Source organism: Pseudacidovorax sp. NFM-22, assembly GCF_021401245.1.
GTDB lineage: Bacteria > Pseudomonadota > Gammaproteobacteria > Burkholderiales > Burkholderiaceae_C > Xenophilus.
The window spans coordinates 364,588-389,376 of the sequence record NZ_JACBFY010000001.1; the positions used below are offsets into that span (position 1 = coordinate 364,588).

24 protein-coding genes, 1 pseudogene and 2 riboswitches are annotated in these 24,789 nt (G+C 68.9%); of the genes and pseudogenes, 16 read left to right on the forward strand and 9 right to left on the reverse strand.

Features of this window, described 5'->3' with window-relative positions; genetic code table 11:
* The first annotated feature begins 273 nt into the window (after positions 1-273).
* Together L0984_RS01660 and L0984_RS01665 are read left to right on the forward strand one after the other, a co-directional pair.
* On the forward strand, positions 274-888 hold the full coding sequence (locus L0984_RS01660) for a peroxidase-related enzyme (RefSeq protein ID WP_234192040.1): 615 nt from the start codon (positions 274-276) through the stop codon (positions 886-888).
* Positions 889-992: 104 nt separating this feature from the next.
* On the forward strand, positions 993-1,568 hold the full coding sequence (locus tag L0984_RS01665; protein ID WP_234192041.1) for a biliverdin-producing heme oxygenase: 576 nt from the start codon (positions 993-995) through the stop codon (positions 1,566-1,568).
* A gap of 43 nt (positions 1,569-1,611) precedes the next feature.
* Here L0984_RS01665 and L0984_RS01670 read toward each other — a convergent pair whose 3' ends face one another.
* Both L0984_RS01670 and L0984_RS01675 read right to left on the reverse strand, forming a co-directional pair.
* A complete protein-coding gene (locus tag L0984_RS01670; RefSeq protein WP_234192042.1) occupies positions 1,612-3,330 on the reverse strand; it encodes a phosphoethanolamine transferase in 1,719 nt (572 codons plus the stop codon).
* Between the two features lie 46 nt (positions 3,331-3,376).
* On the reverse strand, positions 3,377-4,075 hold the full coding sequence (locus L0984_RS01675; protein ID WP_234192043.1) for a phosphatase PAP2 family protein: 699 nt from the start codon (positions 4,073-4,075) through the stop codon (positions 3,377-3,379).
* A 102-nt stretch (positions 4,076-4,177) separates the two neighbouring features.
* On the opposite strand from L0984_RS01675, the gene L0984_RS01680 reads away from it, so the two are divergent.
* Positions 4,178-4,873 carry a winged helix-turn-helix domain-containing protein gene (locus tag L0984_RS01680; RefSeq protein WP_114804582.1) on the forward strand — a complete coding sequence of 232 codons (696 nt, stop codon included), beginning with the start codon at positions 4,178-4,180 and terminating at the stop codon, positions 4,871-4,873.
* Between the two features lie 116 nt (positions 4,874-4,989).
* Positions 4,990-6,324, forward strand: a complete 1,335-nt coding sequence (locus tag L0984_RS01685; RefSeq protein WP_234192754.1) for an ATP-binding protein — start codon at positions 4,990-4,992, stop codon at positions 6,322-6,324.
* A gap of 2 nt (positions 6,325-6,326) precedes the next feature.
* On the opposite strand, the gene L0984_RS01690 is transcribed toward L0984_RS01685, so the two are convergent.
* A complete protein-coding gene (locus tag L0984_RS01690; RefSeq protein ID WP_234192044.1) occupies positions 6,327-6,749 on the reverse strand; it encodes an acyl-CoA thioesterase in 423 nt (140 codons plus the stop codon).
* A gap of 161 nt (positions 6,750-6,910) precedes the next feature.
* Here L0984_RS01690 and L0984_RS01695 point away from each other — a divergent pair, with 161 nt between their 5' ends.
* Positions 6,911-8,614, forward strand: a complete 1,704-nt coding sequence (locus L0984_RS01695; RefSeq protein WP_234192045.1) for an electron transfer flavoprotein-ubiquinone oxidoreductase — start codon at positions 6,911-6,913, stop codon at positions 8,612-8,614.
* 86 nt (positions 8,615-8,700) lie between these two features.
* Here the strand turns inward: L0984_RS01695 and L0984_RS01700 are convergent, their stop codons facing one another.
* Entirely contained in the window at positions 8,701-10,002 is a 1,302-nt protein-coding gene (locus L0984_RS01700; RefSeq protein WP_234192046.1) for an MFS transporter, read from the reverse strand.
* A gap of 281 nt (positions 10,003-10,283) precedes the next feature.
* Here L0984_RS01700 and L0984_RS01705 point away from each other — a divergent pair, with 281 nt between their 5' ends.
* The 6 genes from L0984_RS01705 (at position 10,284) to gcvP (ending at position 18,174) form a co-directional block, all read left to right on the forward strand.
* Entirely contained in the window at positions 10,284-11,258 is a 975-nt protein-coding gene (locus tag L0984_RS01705) for a TRAP transporter substrate-binding protein (RefSeq protein ID WP_234192047.1), read from the forward strand.
* 79 nt (positions 11,259-11,337) lie between these two features.
* Positions 11,338-11,832: a TRAP transporter small permease gene (locus tag L0984_RS01710; protein ID WP_234192048.1), complete on the forward strand. Its 495-nt coding sequence runs from the start codon at positions 11,338-11,340 to the stop codon at positions 11,830-11,832.
* On the forward strand, positions 11,829-13,106 hold the full coding sequence (locus L0984_RS01715; RefSeq protein WP_234192049.1) for a TRAP transporter large permease: 1,278 nt from the start codon (positions 11,829-11,831) through the stop codon (positions 13,104-13,106). Before L0984_RS01710 ends, L0984_RS01715 begins: the two co-directional genes overlap by 4 nt.
* Positions 13,107-13,128: 22 nt before the next feature.
* A riboswitch (glycine riboswitch) is annotated at positions 13,129-13,226 on the forward strand.
* Positions 13,227-13,238: 12 nt separating this feature from the next.
* Positions 13,239-13,346: riboswitch (glycine riboswitch) on the forward strand.
* Positions 13,347-13,388: 42 nt separating this feature from the next.
* Complete coding sequence (gene gcvT, locus L0984_RS01720) at positions 13,389-14,534, forward strand: glycine cleavage system aminomethyltransferase GcvT (RefSeq protein ID WP_234192050.1); 1,146 nt, start codon at positions 13,389-13,391, stop codon at positions 14,532-14,534.
* A gap of 180 nt (positions 14,535-14,714) precedes the next feature.
* Positions 14,715-15,095 carry a glycine cleavage system protein GcvH gene (gcvH, locus tag L0984_RS01725; protein WP_017757696.1) on the forward strand — a complete coding sequence of 127 codons (381 nt, stop codon included), beginning with the start codon at positions 14,715-14,717 and terminating at the stop codon, positions 15,093-15,095.
* 181 nt (positions 15,096-15,276) lie between these two features.
* Positions 15,277-18,174: an aminomethyl-transferring glycine dehydrogenase gene (gene gcvP, locus L0984_RS01730; RefSeq protein ID WP_234192051.1), complete on the forward strand. Its 2,898-nt coding sequence runs from the start codon at positions 15,277-15,279 to the stop codon at positions 18,172-18,174.
* Between the two features lie 89 nt (positions 18,175-18,263).
* Here the strand turns inward: gcvP and L0984_RS01735 are convergent, their stop codons facing one another.
* Entirely contained in the window at positions 18,264-18,698 is a 435-nt protein-coding gene (locus L0984_RS01735) for a winged helix-turn-helix transcriptional regulator (RefSeq protein WP_234192052.1), read from the reverse strand.
* 109 nt (positions 18,699-18,807) lie between these two features.
* Here L0984_RS01735 and L0984_RS01740 point away from each other — a divergent pair, with 109 nt between their 5' ends.
* From L0984_RS01740 to L0984_RS01755, 4 genes and pseudogenes are all read left to right on the forward strand, one after another.
* Positions 18,808-19,425: an FMN-dependent NADH-azoreductase gene (locus L0984_RS01740; RefSeq protein ID WP_234192053.1), complete on the forward strand. Its 618-nt coding sequence runs from the start codon at positions 18,808-18,810 to the stop codon at positions 19,423-19,425.
* 4 nt (positions 19,426-19,429) lie between these two features.
* Positions 19,430-20,083: an NAD(P)-dependent oxidoreductase gene (locus L0984_RS01745; RefSeq protein WP_234192054.1), complete on the forward strand. Its 654-nt coding sequence runs from the start codon at positions 19,430-19,432 to the stop codon at positions 20,081-20,083.
* A gap of 148 nt (positions 20,084-20,231) precedes the next feature.
* Positions 20,232-21,144, forward strand: a pseudogene (locus L0984_RS01750) (oxidoreductase).
* Positions 21,145-21,173: 29 nt separating this feature from the next.
* Complete coding sequence (locus L0984_RS01755) at positions 21,174-21,809, forward strand: DsbA family oxidoreductase (protein ID WP_234192055.1); 636 nt, start codon at positions 21,174-21,176, stop codon at positions 21,807-21,809.
* 33 nt (positions 21,810-21,842) lie between these two features.
* Here the strand turns inward: L0984_RS01755 and L0984_RS01760 are convergent, their stop codons facing one another.
* The 3 genes from L0984_RS01760 to L0984_RS01770 all read right to left on the reverse strand — a co-directional run bounded on the left by L0984_RS01760 (position 21,843) and on the right by L0984_RS01770 (position 23,383).
* Complete coding sequence (locus L0984_RS01760; RefSeq protein WP_234192056.1) at positions 21,843-22,697, reverse strand: alpha/beta hydrolase; 855 nt, start codon at positions 22,695-22,697, stop codon at positions 21,843-21,845.
* 99 nt (positions 22,698-22,796) lie between these two features.
* The gene (locus L0984_RS01765) at positions 22,797-22,994 is read right to left on the reverse strand and encodes a YgaP family membrane protein (RefSeq protein ID WP_234192057.1); all 198 of its coding nucleotides are present in this window, start codon (positions 22,992-22,994) and stop codon (positions 22,797-22,799) included.
* Positions 22,995-23,035: 41 nt separating this feature from the next.
* Positions 23,036-23,383 carry a carboxymuconolactone decarboxylase family protein gene (locus L0984_RS01770; protein ID WP_234192058.1) on the reverse strand — a complete coding sequence of 116 codons (348 nt, stop codon included), beginning with the start codon at positions 23,381-23,383 and terminating at the stop codon, positions 23,036-23,038.
* Positions 23,384-23,502: 119 nt separating this feature from the next.
* Here L0984_RS01770 and L0984_RS01775 point away from each other — a divergent pair, with 119 nt between their 5' ends.
* Positions 23,503-23,814: an ArsR/SmtB family transcription factor gene (locus L0984_RS01775; protein WP_234192059.1), complete on the forward strand. Its 312-nt coding sequence runs from the start codon at positions 23,503-23,505 to the stop codon at positions 23,812-23,814.
* A gap of 13 nt (positions 23,815-23,827) precedes the next feature.
* Here L0984_RS01775 and L0984_RS01780 read toward each other — a convergent pair whose 3' ends face one another.
* A complete protein-coding gene (locus L0984_RS01780; protein WP_234192060.1) occupies positions 23,828-24,727 on the reverse strand; it encodes a LysR family transcriptional regulator in 900 nt (299 codons plus the stop codon).
* Positions 24,728-24,789 lie beyond the last annotated feature (62 nt).

The following is a 24,789-nucleotide window of genomic DNA, read 5'->3' on the forward strand; positions in this document are numbered from 1 at the left end:
GCAGCAGGCTCAGGCCATGCGCGATGCCGACGGCAAGGCCGCCGGCATTGATGACGAGACCGAGGAGGCGACGGGGAGCGGTGATGGCGGTGTTCATGGCCGTCAATGCTAGGCAGCATGCCCTTTGCTGTGAATTCGAACGTCCTCATCGCAGCCATAGCCAACGCCGCAGGCCATGCGCCCCGGCGCAATCCGCGCGAGCACGGCCCCGGTCTGCGCTGCCTATGATCGAACGCTGGACCACACAGCCCACCAAGACAGGAGACATCCGCCATGAGCCAACGCTACCCGCTTGCCGAACTCGACCAGGTCCCCGAAGACATCCGTGCCCGCATCCTGGCCGTGCAGGAAAAGGCGGGCTTCGTGCCCAACGTCTTCCTGGCGCTGGCCCGCCGCCCCGCCGAGTGGCGTGCCTTCTTCGCCTACCACGATGCACTGATGGAGCCCGAAAGCGTGGGCCGCGCCAGCGCGCTCAGCAAAGGCGACCGCGAGATGATCGTCACCACCACCAGCGCGGCCAACCAGTGCCTCTACTGCGTGGTGGCGCACGGTGCGCTACTGCGCATCTACGAGAAGAAGCCGCTCGTGGCCGACCAGGTGGCCGTCAACTGGCGCAAGGCCGACATCTCCGAGCGCCAGCGCGCCATGCTGGCCTTTGCGATGAAGGTGTGCGAGCGGTCGCACGAGGTCGACGAGGCCGACTTCGCCGCCCTGCATGCCCACGGCTTCGACGACGAGGACATCTGGGACATCGCCGCCATCACCGCCTTCTTCGGCTTGTCGAACCGGCTGGCCAGCTTCAGCGGCATGCAGCCGAATCCGGAGTTCTTCCTGATGGGTCGGGTGCCGCGCGAGAAGCCGGCCGACAAGCCCGCACGGCCGGGGTGAGATGGCCGCCTGCCTATGATGGCCGGCTGCCTTTCCTGTCCTCCATGATTCCTGCGCCTCCCCCCGCTCCAGCCGCTTCCCCATCGGCTGCAGCCACCGACCCTTTGCAGCGCCTGCGCGACGCGACGTCCGCCCTGCACGCCCGGCTCGACACCGGATTGCCCATCGCACGCGAGGGTGCCGGCCCCGCCGACTACCTGCGGCACCTTGCCCTGCTGCGCAGTTGGGTCGGCGTTCTCCAGGAATCGGGCGCCCGCGGCCCGCGCCTGGCAGCGGAGCGAGACGCCCTGGAGGCGGAATTGGCCGAATGCCAGCAGCGGCTGGGTCTGCAGGCGCCGCGCATCGCATTGGCGGCGACACCTGATCCCGTCTTCCAGGCCGACGGTGCGGAATGGGGACTGGCCTATGTTCTGGAAGGCTCCCGCCTGGGCGGTCAGGTGCTGCACAAGCGGCTGGCGCCGGCCATGGCACCCCTGTCGCTGGACTACCTGCGCGGCGCAGGCTCCGCCACGGGTGCGCGGTGGAAGCACTTCGTCGCCGAGCTCCAGACCGCACTGCAAGGCGCCGCCCGGCAAGAGGCCGCGGCGGCAGCGGCGCGCCGCGCCTTCGAACTCCTGCTGCGGTGCCACGAGGCGCTGCAGACCGGCTCGCCCGAACCGGCCTGCTCTGCTCGCGGCTGAAGAGGCCCACTGGTGATCCCAGGGCGAGGTCGCCCTGGAGGAATCAACCGGCCGACGCCTGCCGGCACCCTTCGAAGGCGTCCAGTGTGGGCTTGTAGGTGGGGCTCTTCACGTCCACCAGGCCCATGACGGTGTGAAAGAGGTTGTCGTGAGTCAGCGGCATGTCCACCGACTTGCGCAGGCAGGCGTCCTGCACACCGGTGCGCCCGCCGAGCCCGCCATCGAGCCAGGCCACGAAGGGCACATGCTTCTGAACGTCCGGCGCAAAGGCATAGGGCACGCCGTGCAGGAAAAGGCCGTACTCGCCCAGCGATTCGCCATGGTCGCTGAGGTAGAGCATGCCCGTGTCGAAGCGGCTGCGGCGGGCCTGGAGCCAGTCGATGGCCTCCCCCAGGAAGCGGTCCGTGTGCGCGATCGAGTTGTCGTAGGCATTGATCAGCTCGCTGTGCGCGCAGTCGGACAGCGTCACCGTGCGGCACTCGGGCTGGAAGGGCTTGCCGTCCGGCGGCGAGCGGCGGAAGTAGGCGGGGCCGTGACTGCCGATCTGGTGCATCACCAGCACCACACCGCGCGCCACACGCTCGGGCGGCAAGGCCGCGATGCGCGCGTCCAGGCCCTTGAGCATCACGTCGTCCAGGCATTCGTCGCCGCTGCACAGCGTGGGGTGGGCCGCAATCTCCTTGGCGTCGTTGGCCTCGACATGGGGCACGCGCTCGCACACGCCCTTGCAGCCGGACTGGTTGTCGATCCAGAGCACGGCCAGCCCGGCCGCCTGCACCACGTCGAGCAGGTTCTCGTAGTCCTGCTTGCGGCCTTCGTAGCCCTGCTTGCCCAGGTGCGAGAACATGCAGGGCACGGACGCCGCGGTGTTGGTGCCGCAGGAGCGCATGTCGTGGAAGCTCACCACCTTGCGCGCCTTGAGCTCTGGCGTGGTGTCGCGGGCATAGCCGTTGATTCCGAAGTGGTCGGCGCGCGCCGTCTCGCCCACCACCAGCAGCAGCAGGCGCGGGCGGCTCTGCCCCGCATAGCTGGCGCCCAGCGCCGCGCCACCGGAAATCGGCACCAGCTTGCGGCTGCGATGCAGCAAGGGCCGCGTGGCCGCCATGCCGAAGGAATACACGCTGGCCAGCGGATTCATCATGTAGCGCAGATGGGGCTGGTTGCGCATGAGCGGTGCCAGTTGCCGCGACATGAGCATGCCGCCGCCCACGGTCGTGGCCACTGCCGCGACAAACAGCACCGCATTGCGCCACAGCGCACGCAGCGGCCGTTGCGGGATCACCGGCACGCACCAGAGCCACCAGATCGCGGGCACCGCCACGGCCAGCACCCGCAGCGCCATCGTCAGGCTGAGCAGATCGCGCGCCTCGCCCGGATCGGTCTGCAGCACGTTGAGCGCCATGGACGGGTCCATCACCATCCGGTAGGTGGCCATGTAGTGCTGCACCACCGCGGCCACCACCACCAGCAGCATCCACAGCGGTTTCATGAAGCGCGACCAGGCCGTGAGCGACAGCAGCGCCACCAAGCCCCCTCCCAGCAGCCAGGCCATACCGACGATGTTGGGCATGTAGAGGCTGGGGGCGCGGCCGAGCTCGGCGAGTTCCATCCACAGCGGCCAGTTGGCGGCCAGCAGCAGGTAGGCGGTGAGCACCAGGACGATCGTGCGCGGCGAGCGCGCGCGCAGCAGCCAGCCGCGGGGACCCGCAAAGTCGGGCGCGGAATACGCGCCCAGACGCGGCGCGGGAGAGATCAACGGCATGCCGACAGCGTAGGTGTCGGCACTGAAGTCACCCTGAACCTCTTCTTCAGGCTGCGTTCAGTTTGGCGTCAGTTGCGCGCCGGCGCCGGCCCGTCATGGCCATGTCCACTGCCCAGCCGGCCATCCAGCATGCCCAGCCGCTCCACAGCGTGTGGCTGAGAAAGTGCGCGCCACGCAGCTGCTGGCCGACGCCCAGCACCAGGCCAGCCACGACGGCCGCCAGGAGCCATCCGCGGGCGAATCCCGGCGAATGCCGCCGCCACACGAACCAGCCGCCGACGAAGCCGAAGGCCGCCGAGGCATGGCCCGCCGGAAAGCAGTGCCCCGGCCCGCCATCGGCCACGCCCCAGCGCCAGTGCGAGACATGCTCGGCCACGCCGCCGAAGACGCGCAGGTCCCACGGACAACTGGTCAGGCTGAACTTCTTGAGCAGGGTGACGGCGCCGACGGCCGCCAGCACCGACAGCACCAGCTGCCAGCGCTCGGGGCGGGACAGCCGGCGCCAGGGGCCCATGGGCAGCCACACGGCAGCCAGCATCCCCAGCACCAGGACCCAGCTGAGCGTCTTGCCCCCTTCGTGCATCAGGCTGGCCAGTGCCCAGTTGCTGCGCAGCGGAAAACCGAAAGGCGTGCCCGGCAGGCTGGCCAGCCACAGGTCGCCACCCCCCAGGTCCCAGCCGACGAGGGCCGCGGTGACGGCCAGTGTCGGCCAGAGGGGGGAAACGGAACGGGAAGACGCATCCATGGGCGGCGCGCAGCCTAAGCCCGGGCCGTGAATGCAGCCTGAAGCGGCCACCTCGGCGGCGGGCGCCGGCCCCGGACGGTGCCCCGCACTAGACTCCGCCCCATGCGCATCCTTCTCGTCGAAGACGACCTCAACCTCGCCGACGCCGTCTGCAGCTACCTGCGTGCGAAGGCCTTCATCGTCGACGCGGTGCCCAGCCTGGCGGGCGCGCGCGCGGCGCTGGCCAGCGCGCGCTATGCCGCGGTGCTGCTCGACCTGCACCTGGGCGACGGCGACGGGCTGATGCTCATGCCCGGCCTGCGCACCCTGCCCGAGCGGCCCATCGTCATCGTGCTGACGGCCCGCGACCAGGTCAGCGACCGCATCCGGGGCCTGGATGCCGGCGCCGACGACTACCTGACCAAGCCCTACGACCCCGCCGAACTGCTGGCCCGGCTGCGGGCCGTGGAGCGCCGGCGCAGCAGCGTCGAGTCGGCCACCGTGCGCCTCGGCTCGCTCGAGATCGACCTGGGCAACGACCAGGTCCGCGTGCACGGCGCGCCGGTCACGCTCACGCAGAAGGAATGGGCACTGCTGCGCGTGATGGCCAGCCGCCCCGACCGCATCCACAGCCGCGAGACCCTGCTCGATGCGCTGTACGGCTTCGACGACGACACCGACAGCAACACCCTGGAGGTTTTTGTCAGCCGGCTGCGCCGCAAGCTGGGCCGGTCGCACATCCAGACCTTGAGAGGCCTCGGCTACCGCCTGGTTCCAGGAGACGACGCGCCCGATGCGGGGCCGGAGACGGGCGCGTGACGACCCGCCCGGCCGCTGCCGAAGGCACTTTCACGCCGGGCGATGCCGTCAGTGGCGAGCGGCGGGTCCGCCCCGTCTCCGTTGCGGGCGCTCGCGCCGGCAGTGACACCGAAGGCATGCACAAACCCGGGCGCACATCGCTGGCCGCGCGCCTCACGCGCACACTGATCCTCTCCGTCGGCGCCATCTGGCTGCTGTGCGTGCTGGCCGTCGTCTGGTATGTGGACCGCGAGATCAGCTTCAACTTCGACAACGAACTGGTCGAGGTGTCGCACCGAATGTTCGACATCGCCGTGGAGCAGTACGACAGCCTCTCCGGCGGCAAGAAGCCCGAGCAGCCGCTGGTGGCGCCCGCGCCGCTGTTCATCCAGGACGAAGTGGTCTACCAGATGGTCGATGGCGGCACGCGACTGCTGCTGCATTCGTCCAACGCGCGGCCCGACTACTTCGACGTGCCGCTCGCGCCGGGCTTTGCCGACACGCCGGACTGGCGCATCTACACCGTCCGGCATCCGACGCGCGACCTCTTCCTGCAGGTGGCCGATCCCATCTCCGAGCGGCGCGAGGCGGTGGACCGCACGCTGTTCGGCCTGATGGTGCCGCTGATCACCGCCCTGCCGCTGCTGGGGCTGGTGCTCTGGCGCATCGCCCGGCACGAACTGCGGCCGTTGCAGACGCTGGCGGACGAGATCGCCAGCCGCAGCAGCACCGACCTGCGGCCCATCGAACTGGCGGGCCTGCCGCACGAACTGCGTTCGGTGTGCGACGACGTCAACCACCTGCTGGAGCGGCTGGCCCAGGCCCTGAACGTGGAGCGCGCGCTGGCCGCGAATGCGGCGCACGAGTTGCGCACGCCGCTGGCGGCGGCCCGCCTGCGCCTGCAGACTGCGCTGGACCACGGCCTCTCGCGCCAGGACGTGCAGGCTGCGCTCGATTCGCTGCGGCAGCTGAGTCACCGGGCCGAGAAGCTGCTGCAGCTCTCGCGCGCCGAATCGGGGGCTGCGCTGGCACGGCGGCCGGTCGACCTGGTCAAGCTCGCCGGCGCGGTGGCCGAGGAGTTCTGGCAGGACGCGCGCGCCGCCGAGCGGCTCACCCTGCATGTGCCCGAGGAGACGATGTCCCCCGTCCAGGGCGACGTGGACGCCCTGGCCATCGGCCTGCGCAACCTGATCGAGAACGCGCTGCGCTACGCCCCCGAGGGCGCGGTCGAACTGGAAGTGGTCGCGCCCCGCACGGTGCTGGTGCGCGACAGCGGCCCGGGCGTGGCACCCGACAAGCTGCAGGCGCTGCGCGAGCGCCACGTCCGGCAGACCGACGACCGCACCGGCTATGGCCTGGGCCTGTCCATCGTCACCACGATCGCCGAGCACCAGGGGGCCGAGCTGCAACTCCTGTCGCCGCCCCCCGGCCGCGCGCGCGGCTTCGAGGCGCGGCTGTCGATGCCGGGCTGAACTCAGCCGCCGACCAGGGCGCGCAGCCAGTCCGGCAGGGGCTTGGCCTTCTGCGCCGGAAAGTCCACCCAGATGGTCGTGGCGCCACCCGCGGCGCAGATCACATCGGGCGCCTCGGCGCGGGCCATGGTGGCCCAGCTCTCGAAGGTGGTGCGCGCCGGATCGCTCACGTACATGCGCAGCAGCACGTCGCCGGGGTACTCGATCTGGCGGTAGAAGTTGCAGAAGGCATTGACGATCACCATGCCCTCGCCCTTCGGATCGGGCTGGAAGCCGATGGAACGCATCCAGTCGATGCGGGCCGTCTCCATGTAGCGGAAATAGGTACCGTTGTTGAGATGGCCCATGGCGTCCATGTCGCCCCAGCGGACGGGGATGGCCATCTCGTAGACCAGCTTCTTCTGTTCGGGAATCTCGATGCGCATGGCGGCCCATCGTAGGGCCGTCCGCGGGAGCCGCGGGAGCGGTATCTCCCCGGGCCGGCGTCGCGCATGTGACCAGGGGCTGACCTCTAGAATGCGCAGTGCTTCACGGCGCGCCAGCCCCACGGCCGCGCCTCCTCGAACCCATCCTCCGATCCCACCCGATGACACAAGAAGAGATCCTCGCCCAGTTCGGCCCGCGCGAAGCCATGGAGTACGACGTCGTCGTGGTCGGCGGCGGCCCCGCCGGCCTCTCGGCCGCCATCCGCCTGAAGCAGCTCGCCGCGCTCAACGACAAGGAGATCTCGGTCGTGGTGCTGGAGAAGGGCTCGGAGCCCGGCGCGCACATCCTGTCGGGCGCCATCATGGACCCGCGCGCGCTCACCGAGCTGATCCCCGACTGGCAGGCCAAGGGCGCGCCGCTGAACCAGCCGGTCACGGCCGACACCTTCCTGCTCATGAGCGAAACGGGCGCCACCCGCGTGCCCAACTTCATGCTGCCGCCCAACTTCCACAACGAGGGCAACTACATCGTCAGCCTGGGCAACGTGGTGCGCTGGCTCGCCGCGCAGGCCGAGGAACTGGGCGTGGAGATCTTCCCCGGCTTCCCGGCCGCCGAAGTGCTCTACAACGACGACGGCTCGGTCAAGGGCGTGGCCACCGGCAACCTGGGCATCGGCAAGGACGGCGAGCCGACCGAGAACTTCCAGCTCGGCATGGAGCTGCATGCCAAGTACACGCTGTTCGCCGAAGGCGCGCGCGGCCACCTCGGCCGGCAGCTGATCAACCGCTTCAAGCTCGACGACGGCCGCGACCCGCAGAGCTACGGCATCGGCATCAAGGAACTGTGGGAGATCGACCCCGCCCGCCACGAGCCCGGCCTGGCGATCCACACCGCCGGCTGGCCGCTGCCCAATGACACCTACGGCGGCTCCTTCGTCTACCACGCCGAGAACAACCAGCTGATCATCGGCTACGTGGTGGGCCTGGATTACCAGAACCCGCACATGAGCCCCTTCGAGGAGTTCCAGCGCTTCAAGACGCATCCGAACATCCGCTGGTACCTCGAAGGCCAGGACCAGGGCCTCAAGCCCGCCAAGCGCATCTCGTACGGCGCGCGCGCCATCACGGCCGGCGGCCTGCTGTCGCTGCCCAAGACGGTGTTCCCGGGCGGCGCGCTCATCGGCTGCGAGGCCGGCTACCTCAACGCCAGCCGCATCAAGGGCAGCCACGCCGCCATCAAGACCGGCATGCTGGCCGCCGACGCCGCCTTCGAGGCGGTGCAGGCCGGCCGCCAGTTCGACGAACTGGCCGCCTACCCCGAGGCCTTCGAGAAGAGCTGGCTGCACACCGAGCTGTACAAGGCGCGCAACTTCAAGCAGTGGTTCAAGAAGGGCCTGACGGTGGGCACGGTGATGACCGGCATCGAGCAGTTCGTGCTGCGCGGCCACATCCCCTGGACCATCCACCGCACAGAGGCCGACCATGCGCGCCTGAAGCCGGCGGCCGAGTGCAAGAAGATCGTCTATCCCAAGCCCGACGGCAAGCTCACCTTTGACCGCCTGAGCTCGGTGTTCATCAGCAACACCAACCACGAAGAGAACCAGCCGGCGCACCTGACGCTGAAGGACCCGACGGTGCCCACGCGCATCAACCTGCCCCAGTACGCCGGCCCCGAGAGCCGATACTGCCCGGCGGGCGTGTACGAGTTCGTGCCGGACGAGGCGGCGGGCGGCGGCAAGGAGCGGCTGCAGATCAACGCGCAGAACTGCGTGCACTGCAAGACCTGCGACATCAAGGACCCCACGCAGAACATCGTGTGGGTCACGCCCGAAGGCGGCGGCGGCCCGAACTACACGGGCATGTAAGCAGCAAGGGCGCCGTCGGCGCCCTTCTTCTTTTTGGCAGGTTCACGGCCCGCGCGGCAGGCCGCCACTGCCTGCACCCACGAGCCTCAGGCGCGCACCGGCACCTGCTGCGCCTGCTCGGCCCGCGCGTCGTGGCCGACCAGCAGCACCAGCACGAAGGCCAGCACCGACAGCAGCGCCAGGAACATCACGGCGAACACGTCGTTGCCCATGCGGTCGCGCAGCATGCCGAAGATCGTCGGGCCGATGTAGCCGCCGAGGTTGCCGATGGCGTTGATCCAGGCGATGCCCGCCGCCGCAGCCACGCCGCTCAGGATGGCGGTGGGAAAGGTCCAGAACACCGGCAGCGCGCTGAAGATGCCGAAAGCGGCCAGCGTCACGGCCGCCATCTTGGGCACCGGCGCCGCGATGTTGGCCGCAGCGACCAGCCCGACGAAGATGCAGGCCAGCGGAATCAGCAGGAAGGCCTTGCGCTCGCGCCGGGCGTCCGAGGCGCGCGACCAGAACAGCATGGCGATGGCGCCCACCAGATAGGGGAAGGCGTTGACGAAGCCCACCTCCACATTGCCCAGGCCGCCGAAGCCCTTGATGATCTGCGGCAGGAAGAAGCCCAGGCCGTACAGCGGCACCGTGATGCCCATGTAGATGAAGCCCATGGCGATGACGCGCCAGTTGCGTAGCGACTGCGTCCACGAGATGGCATGCAGCGCCTCGCGGTTGCGGCGCTCGGCGGCCAGCGTGGTGGTGAGCCACTGGCGCTCCTCGCCTGTCAGCCACTTGGCGTCGGCCGGCCCATCGGGCAGGTAGGCCAGCACCACGCCGGCCAGCACCAGCGCCGGCAGCGCCTCCAGGATGAACAGCCACTGCCAGCCGTGCAGGCCCATCGCGCCTTCCATGTTGAGGATGTAGCCCGAGATGGGCGAGCCGATGACGGTGGAGATGGGCACCGCGAACATGAACCAGCCCACGATGCGCGCCCGGTACGCCGCCGGGAACCACAGCGTCAGGTAGAAGATGACGCCGGGAAAGAAGCCCGCCTCTGCCGCGCCCAGCAGGAAGCGCACGAGGTTGAAGCTGGTGGCGCCGCCCACGCCGGCCTGGATGGCCGACAGCAGGCCCCAGCTGAGCATGATGCGGGCGATCCACCGCCGCGCGCCGAAGCGCTCCAGCGCCAGGTTGCTCGGCACCTCGAGCAGGAAGTAGGCGACGAAGAAGATGCCGGCGGCACTGCCGAACACGGTGCTGGTGAAGCCCAGGTCCTTGGACATCGAGGCGCCCGCGAAGCCCAGGTTGACCCGGTCCAGGTAGGCGATGAAGTAGCTGACCATGAGCAGCGGCAGCAGCCGCCAGCTCAGCTTGGACACGGTGCGCCGTGCGATGTCTTCCATGCGTTGTCTCCTCTTGTCGTCGGATGCGCGGCCGCGCGCTTGCTGCTGCGGGCGCCTCGGACAGTATGGGCGCGCAGCGCGCCCGGCGTGCGGATGGCGTCAGCCCTCGGTCAGCCCCCGGAAGCGGCCTGTCGCCTGCACGACCGGGCGACGCGGTGTGCGCGGATGCCGCGTCCGTGAAAGTCCCGACTCGGTGAGCGGGGGTCGCGGGGCATAGTCAGCATCCCTTCAGGCGCTGGGCAATCCAGCCGCCTTGCTGCAGCGAATCAGGAGACTTCCCCATGAAACTCACCCGCCTGGCCGCCGGCCTCGCCCTGGGCCTCGGAATGGCTTGCGCCGCGCTGGCGCAGACCACCATGAAGATCAGCATCTCGGTCGCGCAGAACTCACACCAGGGCGTGGCCATCGACACCTTCGCCAAGGAAGTCGAGAAGCGCACCAACGGGCGCTACAAGGTCCAGACCTTCTACAACGGCGCCCTGGGCGGCGAACGCGAATCCATCGAGGCGGTGCAGCTGGGCACGCAGGAGCTGGCCTTCTCGTCCACCGGCCCGGTGCCCAACTTCGTGCCCGAGACCAAGATCCTCGACGTGCCCTTCCTTTTCCGGGACAAGGCCCACGCGCGCGCCGTGCTCGACGGCCCCATCGGGCAGGACCTGCTCAAGAAGTTCGACGCCAAGGGCTTCAAGGCGCTGGCGTGGGCGGAGAACGGCTTCCGCCACATGACCAACAGCAAGCGCGACGTGAAGGCCCCCGAGGACCTCAAGGGCCTGAAGATGCGCACGATGGAGAACCCGGTCCATATCGCCGCGTACAAGACCTTCGGCATCATCACCACGCCGATGGCCTTCCCCGAGGTCTTCACCGCCCTGCAGCAGGGCACGGTGGACGGCCAGGAGAATCCGCTGCCCGTGATCATCTCGGCCAAGTTCGACCAGGTGCAGAAGCACCTGTCGCTCACCGGCCACGTCTACTCGCCCTGCATCTTCGTGATGAACAAGGGCGTGTTCGACAAGCTCGCACAGGCCGACCAGCAGGCCTTCCTGGACGCCGCCAAAGAAGCCACCAAGGCCAACCGCGCCCGCGTGGACGAGGACGACGCCCGAGGCGTGGCCGACCTGCGCGCCAAGGGCATGACGGTGATCGACAACCTCGACAAGGCCAAGTTCGTGGCAGCGCTCGCACCGGCCCAGGCGCAGTTCGAGAAGGACTTCGGCAAGGCCAACCTCGACCGCATCCGCAACTACCAGCCCTGACCGCGCCCAGGCATCACGCCTGCGCCTTCGGCCCGCCCCCCGCCGGCGGGCTTTTTCATTGCGATTGAGCACCTGTGAGATGAAAGACAAGTTCCTGGCCTTCGAGCGCCGGACCACCGCGCTGTCCATGGCGCTGGCCTGCCTGATGCTGGTGGTGGCCGCGTCGCTCGGCATGTTCCAGATCGTCACCCGCTTCGTGCTGGAGCAGCCGGCGGAATGGAGCGAGATCCTGATCCGCATCAGCCTGATCTGGATGGTGTTCCTCGGCATTCCCATGGCCTTCCGCCAGGGGGCAATGGTGAGCGTGGACGTGCTCTACCGCTGGAGCCCGCCTGCGATGCGGCGGCTGCTCGATGCGGTGGTCAGCCTCGCGGCGCTGGCACTGATCAGCGTCATCCTGTGGTGGGGCTTCGACTATGCGATGCGCGGCCGGGTGCAGTCCATGGCCGGATTGGAGAGCCTGTCGATGGTGTGGGCCTACCTCGCCCTGCCTGTGGGGGCCGTCTTCTCCATCGTCGGCATCGTGGGCAATTACCTCGATCCCAAGCGGCTTGAACTGGAGACCGCGCAATGACGCCCATCATGGTCGGCACGATGGTGCTGTGCTTCGCGCTCTCTGTGTCGGTGGCGGTGTCCATCGGCCTGGCGTCCATCGTCGGCATCCAGGTCAACGGCGCCAACATGCTCATCTCCGCCAAGGAGATCTTCAACTCGATCAACAAGTTTCCGCTGGCGGCCATTCCCTTCTTCATCCTGGCCGGCAACCTGATGGAGACGGGTGGCATATCGCGCCGGCTGGTCGAGTTCGCCAAGAGCATCGTGGGCGGCGTGCAGGGCGGCCTGCCCATGACCTGCGTGCTGACCTGCATGATCTTCGCGGCGGTCTCCGGCTCGTCGGTGGCCACCACCTTCGCCATCGGCGCCATCCTGATCCCGGCGCTCATCAAGCATGGCTATCCCACCAACTACGCCGCCGCCCTGCAGGCGACGAGCGCCGAGCTGGGCGTGATCATTCCGCCGTCCATCCCACTGATCCTGTACGGCGTGAGCGCCGAGGTGTCCATCGGCGAGCTGTTCATCGCGGGCTTCGGCCCGGGCCTGCTCATCAGCGGGGCGCTGATGCTGTTCGTCTGGGCGTATTGCAAATGGAAGGGCTGGGGCAAGAACGACGGCGACGGACGCATGCCCTTCGGCCGTGCGCTGTGGCAGGCCGGCTGGGCCCTGCTGATGCCCGTCATCATCCTGGGCGGCATCTACGGCGGCGTGTTCACACCCACCGAGGCATCGGCGGTCGCGGTGTTCTACGCCCTGGTGGTGGGCCTCGTCATCTACCGCGAGATCCGCCTTGCGGACCTCTACGCCATCCTGCGCAAGTCGGTGCTGTCGTCGGCCGTGATCATGTTCATCATCGCCAACGCCGGACTGTTCGCCTTCCTGATCACCCGCGCCGGCGTGCCCGAGGCCATCGGCCACTGGCTCGAAGCCGTGCTGCAGTCGCCCACGATGTTCCTGCTGGGCGTCAACGCCGCCCTGTTCGTCATCGGCATGTTCATCGAGACCAGCGCGGCCATCATCGTGCTGGCACCGATCCTCGCGCCCGTGGCCCAGCACTTCGGCATCGACCCGGTGCACTTCGGGCTGATCATGGTGGTCAACCTGGCGCTCGGCATGATCACCCCACCCTTCGGCGTCAACCTGTTCGCCGCCTGCACGGTGGCGCGCATCTCGCTGGACAAGATCGTCACCCGGCTGATCCCGTTCATCCTCGTGGTGCTCGCCTGCCTGATGGTCATCACCTACGTTCCAGGACTCTCGCTGGGCCTGCGCGACCTGGTGTACGGCCGCTGAGCGGCTTTCTTCCACTACACTGCGCGCTTCGTCAGGAGAGAGCCCCGCGCGACGGGGCCGCCGAAGGCGCAGGACTCCAAAGAGTTCCGAACGCTCAGGCAAAAGGACTGGCGGCACGCCCCGTGTTCGGGGCGTTTCCCTGCTGGAGAGAGGCGTCGCGGCCCAGGTCGCGCGTCCACCGAAGGAGCAAGCCCCCATCGCGGGGTGAATCTCTCAGGTAAAGCGGACAGCCGGGGTGGACCACGACAGCCGTCGTGGCGCTGTACACCCCGTGAGATGTCCATGTCCGCTGCTGCTTCCTCTCCTGCCGCCCCCCTTCTCCACACCGCGCTGCACGGCCTGCATGTCGAGCTGGGCGCCCGCATGGTGCCCTTCGCCGGTTATTCGATGCCGGTGCAGTACCCCGCCGGCCTGATCGCCGAGCACCGCCAGACCCGCACGGCCGCCGGCCTGTTCGACATCTCACACATGGGCCAGTTGCGCGTCTCGGGCCCCGAGGCCGCCGCGGCGCTGGAGACGCTGATGCCGGTCGACGTCATCGGCCTCGCCCCCGGCAAGCAGCGCTACGGCCTGCTGCTGGACGAGGCGGGCGGCATCCTCGACGACCTGATGTTCTTCAACGAGGGCAGCGACTCCTTCTTCGTGATCGTCAACGGCGCCTGCAAGGCGGCCGACATCGCCCACATCCAGGCCCGCATCGGCCAGCGCTGCACGGTGCAGCCCCTGCCCGACCACGCGCTGCTGGCGCTGCAGGGCCCGCAGGCGGCGGCCGTGATGGCGCGCCTGGCGCCCGGCAGCGAGCGCCATGTGTTCATGACCGGCGGTGCCATGGCCATCGGCGGCATCCCGGCCTTCGCCACCCGCAGCGGCTACACCGGCGAGGACGGCTTCGAGATCTCCGTGGCCGCCGCCGATGCCGAGCGGCTGGCCCGCCTGCTGCTGGCCCAGCCCGAGGTGGGGCCCATCGGCCTGGGCGCGCGCAACTCGCTGCGGCTGGAGGCGGGCCTGTGCCTCTACGGCAACGACATCGATACCACCACCACGCCGGTCGAGGCCGGGCTCACCTGGGCGATCCAGAAGGTGCGACGCACCGGCGGCGAGCGCGCAGGCGGCTTTCCGGGGGCGGACAAGGTGCTGGCCCAGCTCGATGGCGACGAGCCGGTCACCCGCCGCCGTGTTGGTCTGATGGCGCTGGAGCGGGTGCCCGTGCGCGAACACACCGCCCTGCATGTGCCCGGCGGCGCGGCCATCGGCGAAGTGACCAGCGGCCTGCTCGCACCCACCGTGGACAAGCCCATCGCCATGGGCTACGTCGATGCGGCCCATGCCGCCGTCGGCACCCGCATCGACGCGCTGGTGCGCGGCAAGCCGGTGCCGATGGAGGTGGTGCCCATGCCCTTCGTGCCGGCGCGCTATTACCGCGGCTGAACCACGCCCGCCGTACGGCCCTTCGAGCACGCTTCGAGCCATGCCGCACGGCATCCCCACCGTCAGACAAATGCCGACGCGCCTGCGCCCCGGGCGTACACGCAGCCGCCCCGCCCTGCGCTGATACTCGTCGCTCGACCTTTTCCTTCAATCCCCCTCTTCTTCTTTCAGGAGCCCCGCATGACCATTCACTACTCCAAGGACCACGAGTGGATCGAGATCGCCGACCACGAAGCCGCCACCGTCGGCATCACCGTGCATGCGCAGGAAGCGCTGGGTGACGTGGTCTTCGTCGACCTGCCCGAGGTGGGCAAGACCTTCAAGCAGGGCGAAGTGGCCGGCGTGGTCGAGTCCGTCAAGGCCGCAGCCGACATCTACATGCCCGTCACCGGCGAAATCGTCGAAGTGAACGAAGCGCTGCGCGCCGACCCCTCCCTGGCCAACAGCGACCCGATGGGCGCCGGCTGGTTCTTCAAGGTGCTGCTGCAGGACAAGGACATGGCCGAGTTCGACCAGCTGATGGACGAGCCGGGCTACGCCAAGTTCACCGAAGGCGCCTGAGCCCTGCGCTGGCGCGTCCGCACCGACGCGCCGGCGTGACTCCCTCTCCCTCTGGGAGAGGGTTGGGGTGAGGGGCCACGGCCTGTCCTCCACCGCCTCGCTTCCATTGCCCTCAGGCCCCAGCTCCCGTTTCGCGAGAGCGCCCCGCTTCTTCTTCCCCTCACCCTGCCGGCCCGCTGCCATGAGCTCTTCCGCCCCGTCCCTGCGCGACCTCGAGAACCCCACCGAATTCATCGCCCGCCACATCGGCCCCGACGCCGAAGCCGAGGCGCGCATGCTGGCGAGCGTGGGAGAAAGCTCGCGCGCCCAGCTCATCGACAGCATCGTGCCGCCCTCGATCCGCCGCAGCCAGCCGATGCAGCTGCCGCCGGCCGTGACCGAGGCCGAGGCGCTGGCCGAGCTGAAGGCCATCGCCGCCAAGAACCAGCGCGTAAAGAGCTTCATCGGCCAGGGCTACCACGGCACGCACACGCCGGGCGTCATCCTGCGCAACGTGCTGGAGAACCCCGCCTGGTACACCGCCTACACGCCCTACCAGGCCGAGATCAGCCAGGGCCGCATGGAGGCGCTGGTCAACTTCCAGACCATGGTCACCGACCTGACGGGCATGGCCATCGCCAATGCCTCGATGCTGGACGAGGCCACCGCCGCCGCCGAGGCCATGACCCTGGCCAAGCGCAGTGTCAAGAGCAAGAGCAGCCGCTTCGTGGTGGCCGGCGACGCGCACCCGCAGACCATCGAGGTGATCCAGACCCGCGCCGCGCCGCTGGGCATCGAGGTGGTGCTGGCCAATTCGCTGCAGGAATGGAACGAGCTGCTGGCCGGCGACTACTTCGCCGTGCTGGCCCAGTACCCCGCCACCAGCGGCCGCATCGACGACCTGCGCGCCGACGCCGAGCTGATCCACGGCAAGCAGGCCGCGCTGATCGTCGCCACCGACCTGCTGGCCCTGACGCTGATCGCGCCGCCCGGCGAATGGGGCGCCGACATCGTGGTCGGCAGCACCCAGCGCTTCGGCATGCCCATGGGCGCCGGCGGCCCGCATGCCGCCTTCATGGCCTGCCGCGACGAGTTCAAGCGCTCGCTGCCCGGCCGCCTGGTGGGCGTGAGCGTGGACAGCCACGGCGCGCCCGCCTACCGCCTGGCGCTGCAGACGCGCGAGCAGCACATCCGCCGCGAGAAGGCCACGTCCAACATCTGCACGGCGCAGGTGCTGCCGGCCGTCGTGGCCAGCATGTATGCGGTCTACCACGGCCCCGCCGGGCTGACGCGCATCGCGCGCCGCGTGGCGGCCTACACCGCCATCCTGGCCGCGGGCCTGAAGCAGCTGGGCGCACCGCTGCGCGAGGTGCCCAGCTTCGACACGCTGTCGCTGCACACCCAAGGCCAGACCCAGGCGATCGTAGCGAAGGCGCTGTCGCTGGGCCTCAACCTGCGCGTGTACTTCGGCGAATACCTCTGCATCGCCCTGGACGAGACCACGACCCGCGCCGACCTGACGCTGATCTGGCAGGCCTTCGCAGCCGACGGCCAGGCGCTGCCGCGCGTGGAGGACTTCGAGGAGAACATTCCCTCGCTGATCCCGGCGCAACTGCAACGCAGCAGCCCCTTCCTGACGCATCCGGTCTTCAACACGCACCACAGCGAGACGGCCATGCTGCGCTACATCCGCAGCCTGTCCGACAAGGACCTGGCGCTGGACCGCAGCATGATCCCGCTGGGCAGTTGCACCATGAAGCTCAATGCGACCAGCGAGATGATCCCCATCACCTGGCCCGAGTTCGCCGACGTGCATCCCTTTGCGCCCGCCGGGCAACTGGCCGGCTATGCCGAACTCGATGCGCAGTTGCGCGAGTGGTTGTGCCAGGCCACCGGCTATGCCGGCATCAGTCTGCAGCCCAATGCCGGCAGCCAGGGCGAGTACGCTGGCCTGCTGGCCATCAAGGCCTGGCACGAGAGCCGCGGCGACAGCCACCGCAACATCTGCCTGATCCCCTCCTCCGCGCACGGCACCAACCCGGCCAGCGCGCAGCTGGCGGGCATGCAGGTGGTGGTGACGGCCTGCGACGCCAACGGCAACGTCGACATCGACGACCTGAAGCGCGCCTGCGAGAAGCATGGCGACAAGCTCGCCTGCATCATGATCACCTACCCCAGCACGCATGGCGTCTTCGAGACGCGGGTGAAGGAGCTGTGCGAGATCGTGCATGCCCAAGGCGGCCGCGTGTACGTGGACGGCGCCAACATGAACGCCCTGGTGGGCGTGGCGGCGCCGGGGGAGTTCGGCGGGGACGTGAGCCACCTGAACCTGCACAAGACCTTCTGCATTCCCCACGGTGGCGGCGGCCCCGGCGTAGGTCCGGTGTGCGTGGTGGAAGACCTCGTGCCCTTCCTGCCCGGCCATGCGACGGGCGGCATGCCGGCGACCGTGGGGGCGGTGTCTGCGGCGCCCTTCGGCAATGCGGCCGTGCTGCCGATCAGCTGGATGTACATCCGCATGATGGGCGCCGAGGGCCTGAAGCAGGCCACCGAGACGGCCATCCTCAACGCCAACTACATCAGCGCGCGGCTGGCCGACCACTACCCCACGCTCTACGCCAGCGCCAACGGCCATGTGGCCCACGAGTGCATCCTGGACTTGCGCGGCCTGAAGGAGAGCAGCGGCGTGATGGCCGAGGACGTGGCCAAGCGCCTGATCGACTACGGCTTCCATGCACCGACACTGAGCTTCCCCGTGGCCAACACGCTGATGGTGGAGCCCACCGAGAGCGAGCCGCTGGCCGAGCTGGACCGCTTCATCGACGCCATGATCGCCATCCGCGGCGAGATCCGCCGCATCGAGGAAGGCGTGTGGCCGCGCGAGGACAACCCGCTGAAGAACGCCCCGCACACGGCGGCCACGCTGGCGGCGACCGACTGGGCGCATCCCTACTCCCGCGAGGTGGCAGCCTTTCCGCTGACCTCTCTCAAGCAGGCCAAGTACTGGCCGCCGGTCGGGCGCGTGGACAACGTCTATGGCGACCGCAACCTGTTCTGCAGCTGCGTGCCGGTGAGCGAGTTGCAGGACGAATCGGCCTGAGCGGGGCTGCGTCGGCCTGATTCGGCCGACGATCCGCGCGGTCCTGCGTTGCCGCCGGATCAGACAAGCCCTGACGGCCCAGGGCTTGCCTACCGACGCTGGTACACCACGCCCTGAACCAGCACATGGTCCGGTTCCGGCGCCTCGTCGAAGCGCTTGTGGGCCTCGGCGATGGCGGCCTGGTTCTGGTCCGCCCAGTTGACCAGCGCCATGACCGGCGTCAGCAGCGTTCTTCCCAAATCGGTGAGCTCGTAATCGACGCGGGGAGGAATCGTCGGATACATCGTCCGTGTCACCAGTCCGTCCCGCTCCAGCCCACGCAGGGTCAGCGTGAGCATCCGCTGCGAGATGCCGTCGATGCCCCGCTTCAATTCGTTGAAGCGCCGCGAGCCATCGGCCAGCAGGGCGACGATGTAGAGGCTCCACTTGTCGCCGATGCGATCCAGGATTTCGCGGGTGGCCACACAGCCGCCCGTGTCGGGCGCAGGGGTGGTTGCAGGGAGCTTGCGGGAACCCGGTGACATGCGTGTGCCTTCTTGTGAGGAGATGGCAGGAACCATAGCATCCTTCGTACGAACTGGTAATTCAGGTTTGTCGGATTACCCAGTTCTCTTTAAGTACTTAGGAGCCGCCATGAGCCATGTCCTGCTTGTCACCTCCAGCCCCCGAGGGGCTGAAAGCCTGTCCACCCGCTTCGCCACCGAAATCGCCGAAGGCCTCCAGGCCCGCTCGGGCGGCGCGTTGACCGTGCGCGACCTCGCGGCGAATCCGCCGCCGCACATCACGCCGGCCTACATCCAAGGCCGGATCACGGCACCGGACCAACGCACCCCAGACCAGGCCGAGGCGGTGAAGCTCGCCCAGGCCTTCGTCGACGAGCTGAAGGCCGCCGACGTGATCGTGCTCGGCTCGGGCATGATCAACTTCGGTCTGCCCTCCCCGCTCAAGGCGTGGTTCGATCACATCACCTGGCCCGGCGTGACCTTCGGCTATGGCGACGCCGGACCCAAAGGGCTGCTGACCGGCAAGAAGGTCTATCTCGTGGCCGCGGCTGGCGGCGTGTTCTCGGAAGGGGCCTGGGCACCGTTCGACTTTCAGACGCCCTATCTGCTGCACCTGCTCGGCTTCATCGGCCTGACCGACGTCGAGGTGGTGCGCGTCGAGGGCACCGTGTTTGGCCCCGATGCGGCGAAGGCCGCCATCGCCAACACCCAAACAACCATCGCCGCCCTGCTGGCGAAGGCGGCGTGATCCCATGGCCGTCAAAAAGACCGTCGCGCTGTTCGGTGCGACCGGGCCGACCGGCAGGCACCTCATCGAGGAAGCCCTGAAGCAGGGCTACGCGCTGTCGGTCTACACGCGCGACGCCAGCAAGCTCGCAGCATTCGCGGGACGCATCGACATCGTGGTCGGCGACCTGCAGGATCAGCGTGCCATTGCGACATGCGTCCAGGGGGCCGATGCGGTCATCAGCGCCCTGGGGCCCAACAGCCTCAAGACGCAGGGCGACAAGCCGGTCATGCATGGCCTGACCCACATCATGGCCGCGATGAAGCACGCGGGCGTGCGCCGTCTGATCCAGATTTCGACGGCGGCCTACCGCGATCCCAAGGACGGTTTTGCCTTGAACACCCGTGCGTCCGCACTCTTGTTCAAGCTCATTGCGCGCAAGGGCTACGAGGACATCCAGGCCACTGGCGAATTGATCGCCAACTCGGACCTGGACTGGACGCTGGTCCGCATTCCGAACCTCCAGGACGGCCCCGCCAGTGGTGGCGTGGACGTGGGCTGGTACGGCAAGACCCCACTCGGCATGAAGCTATCCAGGGGCAATCTGGCGAAATTCCTGGTCGACCAGGTGACCGACCGGCAATTCCTTGGTGCCGCGCCGGGCATCGCCAACCATTGACGCGGGAACGGCTCGATGACTTCCGGACGAACGCGCCCATGACCCTCTCCGATACACGCCCTGCACAAGACAAGCCGGGTTGCCAATCGACCAGTCCATCTGAAGGTCTTCTCGTGAAGATCGACCCAGCCCTCCCGGAGCGCACGCCATGAGCGGATTCACCACGGCCGACGTCCCCGACCAATCGGGCAAGACCTTTGTCGTCACCGGCGCCAACACCGGGATCGGCTTTGAAATCGCGAGCGCGCTGGCGGCCCGCGGCGCCAGGGTGCTTCTCGCATGCCGTGACGAACAAAAAGCGGAAGCCGCCATCGGCCGGATCCATCGAAAGACCCCCGAGGCGCATCTGGCATTCCTGCCGCTCGATCTCGCAGACCTGGCGAGCGTGCGCAACGCCCGCAAGACTGGCGCAGAAGGAGCCGCGCATCGACGCGCTCATCAACAACGCGGGCGTGCAGGGGCCGAAGCGGAGGCACACGACGCAAGGCTTCGAGCTGACGTTTGGCGTCAATCATCTCGGCTGCTTTGCGTTCACCGTGCTCCTGCTGCCCAAGCTCGCGGAAACACCCGGCTCGCGCATCGTGGCCACGAGCAGCGGCCTGCACAGGAACGCGAAGATCGAATGGGACGATCTCGCTGCGCAGCAGCGCTATCAATGGATGCCGCGCTACGCGGCCAGCAAGCTCGCGAATCTGCTGTTCATCTTCGAACTGGATCGGCGACTGCGGGCGGCGGGCCTGCCCGTGACGGCCGCGGCCTGCCATCCGGGCCTGGCTGGAACCCACCTCGCGCGCGACAGTTGGTGGGGCGACATCGCCATGTCATTGATCGGCCTGCTCTTCAACACGCCGGCTCAGGGCGCGTGGGGTGCGTTGCAAGCGGCAACCGGCCCCGTCAAGCCGGGCGGCTATTACGGCCCGACGAAGTTCTCCGAACTCCGAGGCCCCTCGGGCGAGTGCACACCGTCTGCGGATGCGCGGAATCCGGAACTCGCCAGACGACTGTGGGACCTTTCGGTTCGACTGACCGGGATCGATGCCGACTCGCTCTCGCACACATGAAACCAACATCGGATCAAGAGGACATGGTCATGCAGATCGACCTCTACACGGAAATCACCTGCCCGTGGTGCATCGTCGGCCACCACCGCCTCGACAAGGTGCTGGCGGAGCGCTTCCCCGATCTGGCCGTCGATATCCGGCAGCATCCCGTCCTGCTGCTGCCGGACGCGCCGGCGGATGGCCTCTACATCCCCGACCTGCTGCGCTCGCGCTACGGCATCACCGATCCGAAGCTCGCATTTGCTCGGCCGGAGGGCGAGGCACGCGCTTCCGGCTTCGATCTGGATCTCGGTCGCCAGCTCTGGACCTATCCGACCCAGGCTGCGCATGCCCTGATCCTGGCCGCCGCCGGGCGCGACACGCAGCACAGGCTCGCCGTGGCGATCACCGACGCCTACTTCATCGGGGCGAAGAACATCGCCGATGCCCAAGTGCTGGCCGACATCGCGGTCGACCATGGGTTCGAGCGCGATCAGGCCCGCGCCATCGCCCGCGACCCTGGACAGCATCGGCGCGTCGAACAGGAGGCGGCCAAGTCGGCCAAGGCGGGCGTCCGCTCGGTGCCGCATTTCGTCTTCGGTGGAAGCATCGCGATCAACGGAGGCCGCAGCGAAGCCGAGATGGTTGCGGCCATCGAGATGGCATTGGCCGGTCGCGCCAGCTGATGCGGCTTCTGCGGCGACTCGGCCGACCACGTCTCAGCCGCCGATCGTGCGATCCAGGAAGCCCACGATCCGCGCCGTCACCTCGTCGCGGTTCGTCTCGTTCAGCAACTCGTGCCGGGCCTGCGGGTACAGCGTCAGTTCCACATCCTTGACGCCTGCATCCCGATAACGCCGCGCCACCAGTTGCAGCGCCGCGCCGCCACCGGCGATGGGATCGGCGTCGCCCGAGAGGATGAGGATCGGCAGGTCGGGCCGGATGCCGGCGAGCACGGCGGGATCGGCCGCGCGGGCCAGCGTCTCGATGCCCGTGAAGGGCTCCGGCACGAAGCCGCAGGCGGGGTCGGCGCAGTAGCGGTCCACCTCGGCCGCATCGCGGCTCAGCCATTCGAAGCCGGTGCGGTGCTCGAAGCCCTGGTTCAGCGAACTCAGGTCCACCGGTCCCGGCGCGGTCATCATCGCCACGATGCCGGAGACCTCGGTCGAGCCCAGCAGCACCGCCGCATCCACCTCCCGCGAATGGTCGAGCAGGAACTGCTGCGTGGCGAAGGAGCCCATGCTGTGGCCGATGAGCGCGAGCGGCAGGCCGGGATGGTCCTGGCGGATGCGGTGGTTGAGTTGCAGCAGGTCGTCCACCCAGCCCGGCCAGCCGTCCCGGCCCCAATGGCCATAACGGCCTTGCGCCGTGCGGCCCGATCCGCGGCCATCAGGCGCATAGACTAGGTAGCCCGCGGCGGCCAGCGCCTCGCCGAAGCGGCGGTAGCGCCCGCCATGCTCGCCCAGCCCATGCTGGACCTGGACGATGCCGCGCGGCGCGCCCTCGGGCGACCAGCGCCAGGCCTGGATGCGGATGCCGTCGCGCGAGTTGAACTCGATGCTGTCTTCTGTCATGGAACGTCTCCTGGATGAGGGCAACGGACCATTCTAGGAAGCGGCCCCGGCCGGGCCGGACGCGCCGGCGTCAGCGCGTCGAGCGCGCGCCGGCCGCCCTCAGCGCGACGAATTGGCCGGACAGGTGCGCAGGCCCAGCAGCGTGTAGGCCGGGCAGAAGCGCAGCAGCCCCGTGGCCAGCGGCACCACGCCGATCCAGCCCCAGGCACCGATCACACCGGCCAGTGCCAGGCCGATGAGCACGAGGCCTGCCACGATCCGCAGCACGCGGTCCAGGGTTCCGACATTGGGGGTCATGAGTGCTCCTTGACGAGTGAGATGAAAGAAGGCTTTGCGGCTCACGCGGAGGCCGTGGAGAACTGGCGGAAGGCCTCCACGGCACTGGCGGCGTACATGGCGGACGGCCCGCCGCCCATGTAGACGGCCACGCCCAGCGCCTCGTGCACCTCGGCCTCGGTCGCGCCCAGCCGGGCCAGCGCCTTGGTGTGGAAGCCGATGCAGCCCTCGCAGTGGGCCGCGACGCCGGCGGCCAGCGCGATCAGCTCCTTGGTCTTGGCACTGAGCGCGCCCTCGGCCATGGCGGCCTTGCCCATGTCGGCGAAGCCCTTCATCACGCCGGGCACGGTCTGCCGCAAGGGCACGAGTTGCGCGGAGATGTCGTGGGTGATCTGTCGGTAGTCGGTCATGGCGGATTCCTGCCCGGCGGGGCCGGCCACGAAGCCGTGACACTCGACCCTGCGCAAGATCGATCATATTAGTGAGTTCTAATATTTAGTCGCCCGGCCCTGCAGCGTTCGCACCATCCATGACCCACATCAACCCCGAGCACGCCCTGCTCCAGGAAGGCGCCCAGCGGGCCGCCGCCTTCCTGCGTGCGCTGGGCAATGAATCCCGCCTGCTGGTGCTGTGCCTGCTGGGCAAGCACGGCGAGCTGTCGGTGGGCGCGCTGCAGGCGGAGGTGGGCCTGGGCCAGTCGGCGCTGTCGCAGCACCTGGCCCGCCTGCGCGAGGACGGCCTGGTCGCCAGCCGGCGCGAGGGCCAGACGGTGTACTACCGCATCGACGATCCCCGGGCCGGCCGCATGATCGACCTGCTGGCCGAGCTGTTCTGCCCCTGAGCGCCTGGGAGCCTCAGAAGAAGGGCCCGGGCACGTCGAAGTCCGCCGTCTCCAGGCAGGCCTGCCGCAGGGCCGCCACCAGGGGCCTCGGATCGTCGTGGCGGAAGTGGAAGCCGTAGTCCAGCGTCGCCAGCGGCTCCGTGGCGGCCAGGCGGCAGAGCACGCCGCGCTGCACCAGTCCGTCGGCCAGCCCGCGCGGCAGCATGCCGATGCCCTGCCCCGCCGCCAGCAGACCGGCCACCGCGCCCCACTGGCTGCAGCTCAGCACCGCGCGCGGCCGGGCGCCGGCGCGGGCCATCCAGCCGTCCTGCAACTGCGTGACGCCGGAACCGCGCGGCAGTGCGACCAGCGTGTGGCGCGACCAGACCTCGGCATCCAGCCGCTCGATGCCGGCCGCGAGCCCGGCCGAGGCGCACCAGACGAAGGCCGCCTGCCCGATGGGCACCGCACTCAGCGCCGGCCGCGAGGCGGCACCCGAGATCACGGCGCCGTCCAGCTCGGCCTGCTCGACGCGCCGGGCCAGGTGCGCGCCGATGTCCACCTCGATGCGCAGTTCCAGCGCCGGATGCCGCGCCCGCAACCAGGCCACGGCGCGCGCCAGCCAGGTCATGGACGCGAGCTCGCCCGTGCCCAGGTGTGCAGTGCCGCCCAGCGCCGCGCCGGGCCCCACGGCCGTCCGGGCCTGCTCGGCGCGCTGCAGCAGGTCGGCCGCCAGCGGCAACAGGCGCTGACCGGCCTCGGTGAGCCGGGCGCGATGGCCCGCGCGGTCGAACAGCGGCGCGCCAAGGGCCGACTCCAGCTCGGCCAGCCGCTTGGAGAGCGACGACACGCTCAGATGCAGCCGCTCGGCTGCCAGGGCGAAGCTGGCGCAGGTCGCGGCCCAGTAGAAGGCTTCCAGTTGCTTGAGCGTCACTTGTTCGATTTCAGTGGAATGGGCTGAACCGGATTATTCGCTTTCACTCACGCGCGGGACTG